The 15,937-nt window shown below is 42.5% G+C and carries 14 protein-coding genes; 3 read left to right on the forward strand and 11 right to left on the reverse strand.

The annotated features are described in order from the left end of the window. Positions 1-21 precede the first annotated feature (21 nt). The 10 genes from NST13_RS04260 to NST13_RS04305 form a co-directional block, all read right to left on the reverse strand. Positions 22-1,056, reverse strand: coding sequence for an ISL3 family transposase (locus NST13_RS04260; protein WP_342581818.1), 1,035 nt, complete (start codon positions 1,054-1,056; stop codon positions 22-24). A gap of 19 nt (positions 1,057-1,075) precedes the next feature. Then, a complete protein-coding gene (locus tag NST13_RS04265; RefSeq protein ID WP_342469267.1) occupies positions 1,076-1,306 on the reverse strand; it encodes a hypothetical protein in 231 nt (76 codons plus the stop codon). A gap of 57 nt (positions 1,307-1,363) precedes the next feature. Beyond that, positions 1,364-2,149, reverse strand: coding sequence for a BRO family protein (locus tag NST13_RS04270; protein WP_342581505.1), 786 nt, complete (start codon positions 2,147-2,149; stop codon positions 1,364-1,366). A gap of 510 nt (positions 2,150-2,659) precedes the next feature. Beyond that, complete coding sequence (locus NST13_RS04275) at positions 2,660-4,267, reverse strand: Na/Pi symporter (RefSeq protein ID WP_342581506.1); 1,608 nt, start codon at positions 4,265-4,267, stop codon at positions 2,660-2,662. A gap of 185 nt (positions 4,268-4,452) precedes the next feature. After that, entirely contained in the window at positions 4,453-4,704 is a 252-nt protein-coding gene (locus tag NST13_RS04280; protein ID WP_342581507.1) for a thymidylate synthase, read from the reverse strand. A gap of 80 nt (positions 4,705-4,784) precedes the next feature. Further along, positions 4,785-5,360 carry a DoxX family protein gene (locus tag NST13_RS04285; RefSeq protein ID WP_342581508.1) on the reverse strand — a complete coding sequence of 192 codons (576 nt, stop codon included), beginning with the start codon at positions 5,358-5,360 and terminating at the stop codon, positions 4,785-4,787. Between the two features lie 155 nt (positions 5,361-5,515). Further along, positions 5,516-6,043 (reverse strand): hypothetical protein, encoded by a 528-nt coding sequence (locus NST13_RS04290; protein ID WP_342581509.1) that lies wholly within the window; start codon positions 6,041-6,043, stop codon positions 5,516-5,518. Beyond that, positions 6,019-6,714, reverse strand: a complete 696-nt coding sequence (locus tag NST13_RS04295; RefSeq protein WP_342581510.1) for a hypothetical protein — start codon at positions 6,712-6,714, stop codon at positions 6,019-6,021. The genes NST13_RS04290 and NST13_RS04295 overlap by 25 nt, the downstream gene beginning before the upstream one ends. A 109-nt stretch (positions 6,715-6,823) precedes the next feature. Next, the gene (locus tag NST13_RS04300; protein WP_342469261.1) at positions 6,824-8,179 is read right to left on the reverse strand and encodes an aspartate kinase; all 1,356 of its coding nucleotides are present in this window, start codon (positions 8,177-8,179) and stop codon (positions 6,824-6,826) included. A 488-nt stretch (positions 8,180-8,667) separates the two neighbouring features. Then, positions 8,668-10,818, reverse strand: a complete 2,151-nt coding sequence (locus tag NST13_RS04305) for a DNA topoisomerase (RefSeq protein ID WP_342581511.1) — start codon at positions 10,816-10,818, stop codon at positions 8,668-8,670. 200 nt (positions 10,819-11,018) lie between these two features. On the opposite strand from NST13_RS04305, the gene NST13_RS04310 reads away from it, so the two are divergent. Next, complete coding sequence (locus NST13_RS04310; RefSeq protein WP_342469259.1) at positions 11,019-11,429, forward strand: glucosamine 6-phosphate synthetase; 411 nt, start codon at positions 11,019-11,021, stop codon at positions 11,427-11,429. A 153-nt stretch (positions 11,430-11,582) separates the two neighbouring features. Here NST13_RS04310 and aspA read toward each other — a convergent pair whose 3' ends face one another. Next, entirely contained in the window at positions 11,583-12,989 is a 1,407-nt protein-coding gene (aspA, locus tag NST13_RS04315) for an aspartate ammonia-lyase (RefSeq protein WP_342581512.1), read from the reverse strand. Between the two features lie 241 nt (positions 12,990-13,230). Here aspA and NST13_RS04320 point away from each other — a divergent pair, with 241 nt between their 5' ends. Then, positions 13,231-14,118, forward strand: a complete 888-nt coding sequence (locus tag NST13_RS04320; RefSeq protein ID WP_342581513.1) for a DMT family transporter — start codon at positions 13,231-13,233, stop codon at positions 14,116-14,118. A 491-nt stretch (positions 14,119-14,609) separates the two neighbouring features. Next, positions 14,610-15,884, forward strand: a complete 1,275-nt coding sequence (locus NST13_RS04325; protein ID WP_342581080.1) for an ISL3 family transposase — start codon at positions 14,610-14,612, stop codon at positions 15,882-15,884. Positions 15,885-15,937 lie beyond the last annotated feature (53 nt).

Genomic DNA, 15,937 nt, shown 5'->3' on the forward strand with positions numbered 1-15,937 from the left:
GATTAGTGAGTTGAAAGAGGGTTAAAACTCTCCCTCTTCCATCGCTCTCACTAAAGTTGAAATGTCTGCTCCAAGTGTAACTGGTGGCCACTGTGCAATGTCATCCCAAAAGTTTCCGTAGTTGGACATTACGTTGCCAAATGCACCTGTCATATCCGAGCGTTTAGAATGACGTGTCTTACGTTGTTTCCTAAAGCCCTCAGTAAACAGTATTTTGGCTCTAAGGGCTTCAAAGGAGTAACCACCCCTACCCATTCGATTACAATGGCGTATGAGGCTATTTAAGCCTTCTGTGTATGCGTTGGTAAGTTTCTTAGGACTATCAAAGTACGCAAAGAACTCTTCTTCCCAATTCTCAGAAGCAGTAATGAGTTCTTGGAAGTGGGGTTTAAGTTCCTTTGGTATCTTTTGTTTCCATGATTGAAACTTGTGATAGGCTTCGACTTTTTTCTCTAAGTCCCATATGTCAAAGAGTTCCTCTTTTAGTTCATAGGCTTCGGCTAATAGAGGGAAGTATCCAGTCCATGTTTCCAGTAGGAAAAGGTCTTCAGGTTTAAGGTCACGTTTACGAGATAAAAGAACCCATCTATCACGCATTAACTGCCTACGTTGCTTTGTAGGAAGGTCTTTCTTGTAACTCCTTCTGAACTTTTCCAGAGCTTCATTAGCCTTTTTGACAACGTGGAACTTATCTATGACTATTGTGGCCCACGGAAGCTCTTGATTCACTGCTGTTCGGTAAGGGTTCCACATATCAATAGTGACGTATTTGATTCGTTCCTTATCGGGCAAAGAACGCAGATAAGGGATAACTGTACCAAGTTCACGATTTTTCAGAATATCAATGACTGTTCTATGCTGTATGTTTGTCACAACGAATCTTGGTTTCTTTAAGATATGGATTTCATCCATACCCAACCAAGCAGGAGTTTCAAATGAAATCTCTTGTTCCAGTTCAGCCACATAGTCTCGGAAGATATTACGGACTGTTTTTTCATCAACGCCAATCTCTTCTGCAATACTTGTAAAAGTGCGTTTGAGAGAAGCGTCACGAATGTATTTAACAGTCTATTGGTCATAAAACGGACATCATCCATATCGGGCAGTGTTTCCCAAAAGGTATGACTGCATTGTTTGCATCTAAACCTTTTACGGTCAACTGTAATGCCAACACGCTTACTGTGCATGGTGGTGTCCATATAAAGCTGTTTCTTACGCCCGAATCTTTGAAAGTCGGGCGGACAACCCATAGGACAAGCAGGTGGAGACAGGATCGTCTCCACCAAGAAGTTGTAATTGTAATCATCTTCTTTCCAGTCCTTAATGTTATACAAATCTAAATTAAGCTCATTGTGCATGACTATCATTGCCCTTCTTGTTGTAATAGTTCTGTGATTTTACGTTTACCTTTCTCGTTGTATTGGAACGAGCTAACTTGCTTATCTGAATGTCGGGACTTATCGAGAACCCATATACCGTATTCATCGGTTTTTAATCCATGCTTGTTGGCGATACGACCTATTTTGTTGGCTGAAACGCCCAGAATTGCCCCTATTTGCCCTGCTGTGTAGGTTTTAGGTATTTCGGGTTTAGGAAGCATTGGAACGTCTGAAATAAGCTCTGTGGCGTTTCCTATGAGTATCTGAATCTGTTCCTTTGGGAGAATGTCTTTGAACTTGTCAGCTACATTTACGAGCAATCTCGCTTGTCTGGTCTTTGCATTACGAATACGAGCTTCTAATTCAAGTTTACGAGCTTCATCACCTTCAACCACCGTCAGTTTGGGGGTAGTTGGAGTGATTTGATAATCGCCCTTGCGAAGACCTTCCAGAACGTCATATACGAAGTCGAAGAACGCATCAGCTTTTGGTTGTCTGCTCCATCGGCAGATTTCATAGACACCTTTTGCAGTATAAAGAATAGTGTCGTAGGCTTTGCCATCAGTTGTCGTCAGTTTGGTGACAACTGAAAATTTATCTAAACGGTGCTTATAGCGTTCGTGAATCTTTTGAATCGCCTTCCTCGGTTCAGAGTATTCTAACGCTGTACCGATTTGTTCTCTGGTCATAAAGACTTCGTTATTATCGCTGTAAAAATCACATTGCATTGAACCGAAAGGAGCTGATTTAACAAGTGAAAGGTTACTCATTGATTTGCCCCCTTAAACATACTGTGATTGACCATAGTTTCTGGGTATGCTGACCAATTGACATTAGCAAGACCAAATAGCTTTTTAGATACATCAGCAGAAGCGTTAAGCAATTCTTCACATTGTCAACCATGTAAGTATAAATATTTATAAATTTATTTGTGTATTAAAAAAGACCACCTGTTATGGTAGTCTTCAACTCAATAATCCGTTTTTTATATACATGAACAAATATTATAAATTAATGGTTTTCAACCGTATAATCCGATTACCCGATTTTTATTGCGGTTAAATAATTTTGTCAAAATACCCATACAAACTACCAACCTTTCCAAATCATTATCTACTAAACAACTATGAAACTGGATGATCTTGACAACCAGCCGAAAAAATAAAATGGATTTAGGAATATTTTATCATATTTTCCAACTCAGAATATCTCCTTTTACAAAAAACAGCCCGGATGTCCCAGACACCCGAGCGTTTAAAATGAAACCATATTTCATTCCCCTACATCGTCTCCACATCACGGAAATTTGTCGACTCCTCGATTTCCGCACCTTTCTGAAACTCCACCAATCTCGCAAAGGCGCGCCAGTAATGATAGACGAGGCGGTCAATCCAGAGCAGCGCCTGCACTTTGGACATGGCCACTTCCAGTTCCGTCTCCCGAACCGCTGTCCGTTCGTAATATTTTCTTCTGCGGGTGCGCCGCTCTTCCGCAATGGTGTGGGCCGTTTTCTCCAGCTCCTGCTCCATGGCCGAGAGCGTTTCTTCACTGCCGAAGCTTTCATTGATTTGCTCCAGCGTTTTGGAAAATCGTTTCATCAACTTTTCATGATGATAAATGCCTTCCACCTTTTGATGTTCCCTCAGCACGCTGACCAGCCTTGTGATGTGGTCAAGCACATGGATGATCGCCACATGCTGATTCCGGAGTCTTGCGGAATCCGACTGCACTTCATTGAGGAATTTCCGGATTTCCACAATGGCGGCCTCCACTTCCCTCACCTTTTTCTCGAAACTGCCCGTTCCCTTTTTCGCTTCAATCAATTCCAAAATGGCATCCGTCAGCTGCTTCATCATTTGCAGCAACGTTTGATAAGCCACTTCGAGGGCGGCCGATGGAATGGAAACCAATTGATCGTCCAGATTCCGTGTCAATGCATTGGCTTTTTCCGGCAACATCTTTATCAATAATTTGGAAAACTGATTTGTAAATGGAACAAAAATGATCGCTCCCAATACACTGAATAACGTATGGAATAAAGCGAGCCCCACCGTTTCATCAAAACTTCCGACCAGCCCAATCGTCATGAACTCCACCAATTGCAATATGTAGCCGATAAATACTGTCACGATGACAGCGGTTACGACATTGAACAACAGATGGGTCGCCGCTGTTCGTTTTGCGGCAATGGAAGAACCGAACGATGCGACAATCGCCGTTGCCGTCGTTCCGATGTTTTGGCCGACCACCAGATACGCCGCCTGTTCAAAATCGATCGCTCCCGCAAACAAGGCGGTGAGGGTCGTCGCCATTGCCGCGCTGGAAGCCTGCATAATGATGGTCATCAATATGCCGATGCCAATGAGCAGCAGGATGGACAGCCACGATTCCGTATCGAATGAATCAAAGGAAATCCATTCTTGGGCCGACTCCATCCCTGTTTGCAGCAAATCGATCCCCAAAAACAACAGTCCAAAACCGGTGAAAACGCCGCCATATTTTTTGATGTCGCTTGGGGCCACATATTGGATCAGCACACCCAGCGCAATCATCGGAAGCGACATGGCTTGCAGACTGATTTTAAATCCTAACAAGGAAATGATCCAGCCGGTGCTGGTGCTTCCGATATTGGCGCCGATGATGATCCCGATGGACTGCACAAAGGTGAGAAGCCCGGCACTTACAAAACCGACCGTCAAAATCGTGGTGGCGGTTGATGACTGAACCAGCACCGTCATGACAAATCCGGTTAAGAGGGAAGTCAATGTGCCTTTCGTGAAAGTATGCAGCCATTTTTTCAACGTTTCCCCCGCAATCTCTTTCAAACCGTTCGTGAGCAATGACATGCCCAATAAAAAAATCCCAATTCCTCCGATGGCATTGATCAATGAAAACACCTCATTTGTCGAGAAGGCAATCTCCTGGAGTATAATTATTTTACATAAAAAAACAAATTGCGTTCCTCAAAGAACGCAAAATGCTCCATAAATATTGTCAAACTGAGGAAAAATATTGCAGTGGGTATTCAACACTCTTTTTTCGAAGGGTCAGGGAGTCCGCAAGAAGGCACTCCCTATTCCGCATCAATGACAAAATCATTCACCGTATTCCGCTCTTCTTCTTCTTTTAAATAGATTACCAATTCTTGATGGTATTCATTATCTTCAATATAAAAATCGAGGGAATGAAAATCGTATTTAAACGTGCCGAAAGGAAATGTGACATACTCGCCCTTCACAGCGGCAAGAAGTCCCGCTACATCGTCGGTGACCATTTGAAGCAATTCCTGGCCGGTTGCTGTCAAGACAAATACTACTTTCATCATTTTCACCTTTTTCTCATGAAAAAACGTTGCCTGTCAAGCAACGTTTTATTGTAATCATTATCATTATTCTACCATATGGATTATGTATTGAACATCGATGTTTCTGCATTTTCTTCTTTTTTGATTTTTCCCCAAGGTGTGCCCAGTTTCAATAATGCCCAGCGATCCAGTCCGTACCATCCTGCCACTTTCCATGCAAGCATGACGAGAATTCCGAGCAGCAACAATCGCGGATTCGAGCTGACCGTTCCTGCGAATAAGAAAGCAACGTTCATTAACACGCCGAAAAATGCGGCGATGGCTGTAAATAATCCGACTATAAGTCCAAGTCCAACAAGCACTTCCCCATAAGCTACCATAAAGCTGATAATCTTAGCGTTTGGCAGGCAGAATGTTTCAAGAAATTTGGCATACCAGCCCATCACATCATGGGTCGTGGAAGCTTTTTCAATAGCCCCTTTCAAGAAGCCGCTTACCGCTGCTCCGGCATTCTTTCCGGTCCAGGCATCATCGGCCACTTTATGGATTCCCGCTTCCAACCACGCCCATCCCAAATAGAGGCGGATGATGAGCCAAATGGCGGCGGAACGCGTGTCGTTAAATAAAAAACGGGTCACCGGATTTTCCGGATAAAAAATCACTTCCTTTTTTTCCATACATTCACTCCCTTCACAAATATTATAAAGCTTTTTAATACTTTAGACTATCTTTTTATATTAACATATTAAATTACTTGCGGAAAATGCAGGAAAAATGGAAAAAAGGACCCACAGATTCATTGATCGGCTAGCTATTTCGGAGCGATTCTCTATTACCCCTTGGCGGATTTGTTCGTGACTTTGGCGGATATTTTTTCATAGTTGGCGGATTCCCTTCCCGATTTGGCGGATATCCTGTTCCACAGAGGACAAACTTCACCCCCCCTGGCGGATTTGTTCCCGACTTTGGCGGATTTTCTTCCATGGTTGGCGGATTCCCTTCCCGATTTGGCGGATATCCTGTTCCACAGAGGACCAACTTCTCCCCCTTGGCGGATTTGTTCCCGACTTTGGCGGATTTTCTTCCATGGTTGGCGGATATTCCTTCCCTTTTGGCGGATATCCTGTTCCACAGAGAACCAACTTCTCCCCCTTGGCGGATTTGTTCCCGACTTTGGCGGATTTTCTTCCATGGTTGGCGGATTCCCCTCCCCTTTTGGCGGATATCCCGTTCCACAGAGGACCAACTTCTCCCCCTTGCGGATTTGTTCCCGACTTTGGCGGATTTTCTTCCATGGTTGGCGGATATTCCTTCCCTTTTGGCGGATATCCCATTCTACAGAGAACCGACTTCTCCCCATTGGCGGATTTGTTCAGGACTTTGGCGGATTTTCTTCCATGGTTGGCGGATATTCCTTCCCTTTTGGCGGATATCCCATTCTACAGAGAACCGACTTCTCCCCATTGGCGGATTTGTTCGCGATTTTAGCGGATTTCCTTTCATGGATGGCGGATTCCCCTCCCCTTTTGGCGGATATCCTGTTCCACAGAGGACAAACTTCACCCCCCTGGCGGATTTGTTCGCGATTTTAGCGGATTTTCTTCCATGGTTGGCGGATTCCCCTCCCCTTTTGGCGGATATCCCGTTCCACAGAGGACCAACTTCTCCCCCTTGCGGATTTGTTCCCGACTTTGGCGGATTTTCTTCCATGGTTGGCGGATATTCCTTCCCTTTTGGCGGATATCCCATTCTACAGAGAACCGACTTCTCCCCATTGGCGGATTTGTTCGCGATTTTAGCGGATTTCCTTTCATGGATGGCGGATTCCCCTCCCCTTTTGGCGGATATCCTGTTCCACAGAGAACCAACTTCTCCCCCTTGGCGGATTCCCTTCCCAATTTGGCGGATATCCTGTTCCACAGAGAACCAATTTCTCCCCCTTGGCGGATTTTCTTCCATGGTTGGCGGATTCCCCTCCCAATTTGGCGGATATCCAGTCCCCGTGAGAGCCAACATTTCCTTCATGGCCAAGGATTCCCCTCCCGATTTGACGGAAAATCAATTCTATACTCCAAAATCATTTCAAACAAAAAAGCGGAGCGGAAAACTCACCGATTTCCACTCCGCTTTTCATCTATTTTTAAATCGCTACGGGCGTAAAAAATTCTTCATATAGTGCGCGCAAGCATTGATCTTCATATTCTTGCAGAACACCGAACACAAGGCTCACTTCGGAAGAACCTTGGTTGATCATTTCGATATTTGCTCCGGTTTTTGAAATCGCTGAAGCCGCTCTTGCAGCCAATCCTTTGTTTTTGCGCATTCCTTCTCCGACAATTACAATCATGGAAAATCCGTGACGGAAATATACATCATCCGCATGAAGCTCTTCTTTCACCCGTTTGACAATGCGTTCCTCTTTCTCAGGCGTCAATTGGTTGGAACGGATGATGACGGAAATGTCATCCACTCCGGATGGCGTATGTTCATAGGAAATTTGTTCTTCCTCGATGATTTGCAATAGTTTTCTGCCAAAGCCGATTTCACGGTTCATCAAATATTTGGATACATATAAAGTCGAGAATCCGTGGTCAGCGGCAATACCAATAACCGGACGTCCGTTTGGTTTGCGTGTTGGCATGATGCGAGTACCAGGTGCTGATGGATTGTTTGTATTTTTGATGTTTACAGGAATACCAAATTTGAATACCGGGATTAACGCTTCATCATGGAATACAGAGAAACCTGCATAAGAAAGTTCTCTCATTTCACGATACGTGATTTCTTCGATGCCAACCGGATCGTTCACCACTTTAGGGTTTGCGGAAAATACGCAATCCACGTCTGTAAAGTTTTCATATAATTCCGCTTTTACTGCGGCCGCCAAAATGGAACCTGTGATATCGGAACCGCCGCGGTCAAATGTGCGCAAAACGCCATCTTTCGTATATCCGAAAAATCCAGGGAAAACAACGATTTCTTCGCCTTTTCCAAGGTCTTTCAAATTCTCGTATGTTTCAGGCAGTGCAAATGTTCTTTCCGGCGGATCGTTTACGACCAACCCTTCTTTCGGGCTGACATATTTCGCTTTCAAACCGATGGAGTTGAAATATTCCGCCACCAATTTTGCGTTGTTGTCTTCTCCGCTCGCTTTTAAACTGTCAACGAATAAATCTTTATCCGTTTTTGATGCGATACGTCCGCGCAAATCTTTTTCAATGACTTCGGAAATGGCTTCGTCTAATCCAAGGCCTTCCGCGATCTCTTTATAGCGGTTTACGACCTTTTGCAGTTTCGCTTCCACTTCGCCGTTTTGAAGCACTGCGTCCGCCAAATCGATCAATAAATCCGTCACTTTGATATCATCGCTGAAACGTTTTCCCGGAGCAGATACCACGACAATTTTTCTTTTTGGATTCGCCTTCACAATATTTGCCACTTTTTGAATTTGTTCTGCGCTTGCAACCGAAGTACCACCAAATTTACACACTATCATCTCATCATCAAATCCTTACTTTCCAAGATTGTATTTTCCAAAAAAACATTTGACTTTTCACAGTGTACAAATTTTTCAAATAAACGTCAAGCCTATTTTTAATCAAAAAGATAAAAAATTTTTGCAAAATTTCAAACGAGAAGATGAACTTGCACTAGTATACGTAAGAGAAGGTCTCAAAAACTCCGTCATTGCCTACTATAATCTGAAAAGAAAACCGTGCACACCTATCCCGAAAATAGATGTACACGATTGCTAGTGACGCTGGAATGTCCGGTGTCAATTCATTTTTAGATTAGTAGTATTATTATATAACATATACTTGATTTTTCTAGTCCAAATCCATTTTATTTCATAGATTTTTAATGGATAAATTTTATCATTTCAATCGAAAAATGTAATAAATGTTCCTGCCTTTCTTGGCGGCCTTTTCTCAATTTTTATCATATTCAAATTCCGTTGAAACGGATTATGAAATTGAATATTCCTCATCCTTTGTGGGCATCGGGAAATTCCATTTTCCAACTGAACAGATCTTGATCCGGATGTTTTTCATAACGCAATATGGCATCGAATTTGTTTCCTTTTTTGCTGGTGAGGCCTTTCACGAGCACCTTCCCGTTTTTCAACAGCTGCTTCACCATCGTTTTGGTTGGTTTCTTTTTCATGGAAGCGAGGAATTTATCATTTTTCCAGATGACGAATTTGCAACCGCTTTTCCAATTGCTGCAGCCGAAACCTTTTTGCCCTTCGATGACCGGATTGCCGCAAAGAGGGCATTTCCCCAACGGTTCAAATGTTTTCTTTTCCACTTTATTTAAGATGATTTCTTCCTCTTGCTGTATGATGTGTACGGCTTTTTTTGTGAAATCGAAAATGAATTGCAAAAACCGGTCCCGGTGAAACTTTTGTTTTTCTATATCGGCAAGCGTCTTTTCCAATCGGCCGGTAAATTCCAAATCAAACAGTTCTTTGACAGGAAAGGTTTCCACCAATCTTCTGCCAAGTTCGGTGCACATCAAGTATTTGTTTTTCGTTGTTATGTAGCCGACCGTCTTCAACTTTTTGATGGTTTCCGCCCGCGTCGCCGGGGTGCCGATGCTGAAACCGCTCAGGACATTTGCCATGATTTCTTCGCTTTCCTGCTCCCCGCTCCCTTTCCCTTTTCCGCATGTTTCCATGACTTTGAGCAATGTTTTTTCCGTATGGTGCTTCGGCGGCTTTGTCACATGGGAAGTCAGTTCATGGTCCACGATTTCCACTTCCTCATGGAGGGATACATTTGGAAGAATCGTGTCCTTTGATTCTATATTTTCAACTTTCCGCCATCCCTCCACCAGTTGAACCCTGCCCTTTGTTATAAATATTCCGTGGACGTCAGCGTGTTCCATTTTCGTGACGATTTTTGTTTCTTCATGTTCTGCCAGGGGCATAAATTGCATAATGAACCGGTTTTTGATCGCATCATAGACGATGGCTTCATCCTTTGACAGGGAGGACGGTTTTACGTACGTCGGGATGATGGCGCTATGGCTCTCGACTTTTGAATTGTCAAAGACCCGCTTCTTTTTGGCAAAGACGATTTCTTCTTCATAAGGAAGGCCCTTTTTCAACGTTTCGAGCACCTTTTTCGCTTTATCCTCCAAGCTTTCTTCCAACACGACACTAGCCGTGCGGGGATAGGTGATGTATTTCTTTTCGTAAAGGGATTGGGCCACTTTCAATACTTTGTCCGAAGTCCAGCCCTTATATTTGCCCGTGATGTAACCTTGCAAATTGGTCAGGTTGAATAAATAAGGAGGATATTCCTTTTTCTTTTCCACTGTTTTATCAATGATGCGGGCTTTCCGGGCTTGCGGATCGGCCAGCGACTGTCGGATCTGTTCCAGCGTTTGCCGGTCTTTGAATTTTTCTTCTCCCTTTTCATGATACGTGCCTTCATACATGCCGCCATCACAGGTTTGGAAGGTGGCTTCCAGTTTGAAATAGTTTTCGGGAACAAAGTTTTCGATTTCCTTGTCGCGGTCATAGATGATTTTTAGGGTCGGAAGGAGAACCCTTCCGATGTTTAACGCGCTGCCCGAACCTTTCTGATATTTCAAGGTCGTGACAGAAGTCAAATTGATGCCGATCACCCAGTCTGCCCATTGGCGGCAAATGCCCGCATCCAATAGCGGCCGCAAGTTTGTATTGGGGATGAGATTCCGGAGGCCTTTCAGCACCTCTTCCTGCGTCCATTCATTTTGCAGCATGCGAAAGACGGGTTTTGCAGGTTTCATCCGGTAAATGATCGTATCGCCGATGAGCTGCCCTTCCCGATCATAATCGCATGCGGAAATGATCATTTCGATGTCCGGACGTTGGATGAGCTGCCGGATGATTTGCAGCTGTTTTTTTGCCCCAAAATCGCCCTTCACTTTGTATTGGAAATTGGATGGGATGAAAGGAAAATACTCCATTCTCCAAGTTTTCATTTTCGGATCGTAATCTTTCGCATCATACAATTCGAGAAGATGGCCGAACGCCCAAGTGATGATGTAGCCGTTCCCTTCAAAATAGCCGTCTTTTTTCGTTTTTATGTTTAACGCATCCGCTATGTTTTTCGCTACAGATGGTTTTTCCGTCAATATGAGTTTCATTTTCTGCAATCACCTGAATTAGAGTTTTAGCTTGTATAGTTATTATAATGGTTTTTCTTATCATTGGATGAACTCTTTGCCGGAGCGCCATGAACATCCGAGATATTTGCCGTTCCAAATAGAAAATCTATATCTTTTTATAGAAATTATATTCTCATAATGTTATAATTTCATTACAAAGGTGGGGGGAGTTTTTTGATATGCAAAATGTATCAAAGAGAACGGTTCTATGGATTGTCCCGATTGTAATCATCTTTCTTTTCTGGTATATGAATCGGCCCAATGACGGGGATGAATATATAGCTTATATCAAAGGGGCTACTTTGGAAGATGCACCGGTCAATTTGGAAAGCGCTTTAAACGGCCAATGCGACAAAGAAGAATGGGTTTATTTTAAAACGAATAATCGTCAGCATGTGGTGGAGTTCAAAGGCGCCTGCCCGGTGAATGGACAAAAGAACGCGAACATCAACTTGCAATTTATTGTGGAGAAAGATTTGTCGGATTATAAAGTGGGAGCCATGTTGCTTGAAGGGGAGCAGCAAACGCCCGAACAGCGGGATGCGTTTTTGAAGGAACTGGTGTCCGAAAGCAAAATTGCAACTCCATAATTTAAAGGGGATGGGAGTTGCTGATAGAGCGGATGGGGAAAATAATACGTTTCCCCGTCCGTTTTTTATTTTGGCCCGCATCGACTGATACTTCCCTTCAATGAGTTCAAAAACAAAAGGCCCCATCATAATGGAGCCCTTTCGTAAATCACATCAATGCTTGCCGGCGATTCCAGGATGTGTCATTTCATATGGATTTAATATTTCATTTAATTGTTCTTCCGTTAATACGCCATATTTGATGCACAGGCTGCGGATGGATTCCCCTGTGAGGTATGCTTCGCGCGCCAATTTCGCCGCTGTTTCATAGCCCACATGCGGATTGATCGCCGTGATGATGCCGATGCTTTTTTCCACATATTCTTTCATGCGTTTTTCATTCGCTTGGATACCTTTTAAGCAGTTTTCCGTAAATGATTTGAACACGTTGTTCATGATGGAAATGGATTGAATTAAATTGAAGAACAATACCGGTTCCATCACGTTTAATTCAAATTGGCCCGCTTCCGAAGCCGCAGAAATGGTCACATCATTGCCAAAAACTTGGAATGCCACTTGGTTCACCACTTCCGGCATGACCGGATTCACTTTGCCAGGCATGATGGAAGATCCCGGTTGACGGGCAGGAAGGATGATTTCCGATAATCCCGCACGCGGTCCGGATGCCATCAAACGCAAGTCATTGGCGATTTTGGACATGTTGATCATGCAAATTTTCAATGCGGATGATACTTCTGTATAGCAATCCGTATTTTGCGTCGCATCCACCAAATGTTTGGCTCCTTTTAATGGATGTCCGCTCAATTTCACCAATTGGTCCGTCACGATACGGATATATTCGGGTTCCGCATTTAATCCTGTTCCGACCGCCGTTGCCCCCATGTTGATTTCATATAAATTGTTTTTTGTATTTGAAATGCGTTCGATGTCACGGGCAATGACGCGGGCATATGCTTCGAATTCCTGCCCCAATAAAATCGGAACCGCATCTTGCAGGTGGGTTCTCCCCATTTTGATAATGCCTGCGAATTCATCCGCTTTTTTCAAAAATGCCGTTTGCATCGATTTCGTAGTGTCGATTAATTGGTCCAACAAGCTTAGCACCGCAATATGTATTGCCGTTGGAAATGCGTCATTTGTGGATTGGGACATGTTGACATGGCTGTTTGGGCTGATGATGGAATATTTCCCCTTTTCTTCGCCCATCAATTCCAACGCACGGTTGGCAATCACTTCATTGGCGTTCATGTTAATGGAAGTTCCAGCACCGCCCTGAATCGGATCCACAATGAACTGATCGTCCCATTTTCCTTCGATGACTTCATCCGCCGCTTGAACAATGTATTTGCCAATGGTTTTATCCAATAAGCCGACTTCCATGTTTGCGAGTGCCGCCGCTTTTTTTACAATACCAAGTGATTTGATCAATTCCGGATGAATGCGGTATCCGGTAATTGGGAAGTTTTCTGTCGCACGGACAGTTTGCACACCGTAATAGGCGTCGACCGGTATTTCCTTTTCACCTAAAAAATCTTTTTCAATGCGGATATTATTTTTCATAAGAAACAGTCTCCTTTTCTTCAAAAAAAGCTGAAAGTAAACGTTTACATTGTATTTATTGTATAAAATATGCTTTCTCTTAAATACTACACTATTCTAACACAGAAAGATATTGATTAGGCTTCATTTCTTTATAGTATTTTGTAATAGTATTGCCAAATTGATATAAATGTTATTTAATAGATTTTATATTGTTTTATTTCCGATTTTTCTCACTATTCTTGTGATGAGGGGAAGTCCAGTGAACACATCAGCAATGATCAAATTGGCGGCAAGCATGGCCATTTTTGGTTCCATCGGCCTGTTTACGGTTCATGCAGGGATTCCTGCGGTGGAGCTTGTGTTTGTACGTTGCATTTGCGCGACGTTGTTTTTGGGAGGATTATGGTTAGCGACTGGCGGGCATAAGACGGAAGCCTGGAACCTAAAAGAGGTCATTCAAACATTGTTTTGCGGGATTTTTCTCGTTTTGAACTGGGTGTTTTTGTTTAAAGCGTTTGAAGAAATGTCCATATCCGTCACCATTTCCATTTATAATTTGGCACCGATTTTCGTGTTGATTTTGGGGGCCATTTTTTTGAGGGAACGCATCACCATCGGGAATGTCCTTGCCATAGCGGTTTGTTTTATCGGCTCCATTTTCATCATTGGCATTGAGCATCTGAATTCCTTGGAAGCGTTTATGAATTCCGGTTTTCTGTGGGCCTTGTTATCGGCGTTTTGCTATGCCATGACGATGTTCTTAAGCAAGACGTTGAAAGGTTTGTCGCCTTATGCAACGACCTTTTTGCAAACGATGGTCGGCATCGTGATGCTTTTGCCGATGTGTGATTTCTCGGTATTTCACGGTTTGTCGGAAAAAAATATTTTCTTTATTTTAGGTACGGGGATCATCCATACGGGCTTTGTTTATTATTTGTTTTTTGACAGCATCCGGAAATTGCCGACGATTGTCGTTTCTGTTTTGACATTTGTGGATCCGGTGGTGGCCATTTTGTTGGATACGATTCTTCTTGGATTTCGTCCAAGCATTTTGCAAACCATTGGCATTGTGCTGGTATTTGGAGGCATCTTTTATACCGTGTTAAAACCGAAGCGGGTGCGGAAAAAAGAGATGGCGGCAGAGTGAGGGGCTTTGGTTGCGCGAGGAATCTCCAAGAGTTGAGTGTGACTTTTGCTTAGAAATGCCCACTTTCCTTTACTTCTGTGAGCTTTTTGGGATTCATGAATTTGTTCGTCGGCGATTATATTTGCCATTTTGGCGATTATTCTTCGACGGATGGCTATTATTCCGTTTTCTTTGGCGATTATCCGCTTTCTGGCACTTGTTATTTTCTTCGTCAGCGATGATCCTTTAGGATAAACTTTGTTCATTCATTCACAATCCAAAGACACTCGAAAAAAAAAAAAACGGATGCTTCCAAAGTTTGAAACATCCATTCTTCCATCTTCTTCAAAGCGGGATTCCGTCATTCCCGCCAATTTATTAAGGCTCTATAATATTTGGTGTTGGTGAGTATAAACCAGCACCAATTTTTTTGAACAAAAAAAAATGAGACAGTGACAAAACTCTGGTAAAATGTAATCGCCAAAACACATTTTCCAAAGGAGTTGTGTCACATGTCTCACCATCATTCTATACGAAACCTACTCAATATAAAAGACAAAAATATCACATTTGATGAAAATTTTTGTGCAGAAGAACTCATTAAAGGGGTCCAATCAAAAGTCTTTTATGGCCAATTAACTTACCAACCAAAAGCTTGTTATGCTTGTGGACATGTCTTTGATGTTCAAATCATTAAACACGGTTTTAAAACGTCTCTCATTAAAATGCCTAGCATTTCAGGTTTTCATACCTACTTAAAATTGCGTAAACAGCGTTATTTCTGTAAACATTGTCATTCCACGTTTACTTTAAAAACGAGCGTCGTGGCTAAAAACTGTTGTATTTCCAACAATACTAAAGTAGCGATTGCTTTAAACGCCAAAGATAAAATATCCGAAAAAGATATTGCGATGAAACATCATGTTTCTCATGCCACTGTCAGTCGTGTCATTGACAGCTTTTATAGCTATTATCAACCAAATGTTCACTACCTTCCAAAGCATTTGTGTTTTGATGAGTTTAAATCAGTGAAATCCGCAGCTGGAGCGATGTCCTTTATTTTCTGCGACTCTGAAACGGGGGAGATTGTGGATATCGTGGAGGACCGGAGATTACATGTCCTCAAAGAGTATTTCTTACGGTATTCCAAGAAGGCGAGAGATGCGGTAAAAACGATTGTCATCGATATGTACAGCCCTTATATTTCCTTAATCCACGAAGTTTTCCCTAAAGCGGAAATCGTACTCGACAAATTCCATATCCTCCAACTATTTAGCAGAGCTTTAAACAAAACACGCATCAACGTCATGAATCGGGATAAAAAGAATTACAATAAATTAAAAAAATACTGGAAGCTCCTTCTGAAAGATCAAACAAAACTTGATTATAAGAACTATAAATATCATCGTTGCTTTAAAAAGCATATGTGTGAGGTGGAGATTCTCCACTATCTCATTGATTTAGATTCTGAATTAAAAGCGTCCTATGAGTTATATCAATACGTGCAACATTGCATAAAAATCAAAGACTTTGAGCTCCTAAAGAAAACATTAGAGAATAAACAAAATATCGTTTCCAGCTATATGAAAACCGCCATCAAGACAATCAACAAATACATCAATTACGTGGAGAATACGTTGAAATATGATTATAACAACGGCATTTTAGAGGGGATTAATAACAAAATCAAAGTGATTAAACGCATTTCTTTCGGTTATCGATCCTTCTATCACTTTAGAAACCGAATATTCATTACCCAAAACTTAGCGAAAATAAAAACAGCTTAGGGGAACCTCGAATTTCCCCTAAGCCATCCGATTACATATTACCAAATAATGTA

Source organism: Ureibacillus sp. FSL W7-1570, assembly GCF_038593265.1.
GTDB classification, from domain to species: Bacteria; Bacillota; Bacilli; order Bacillales_A; family Planococcaceae; genus Ureibacillus; species Ureibacillus suwonensis.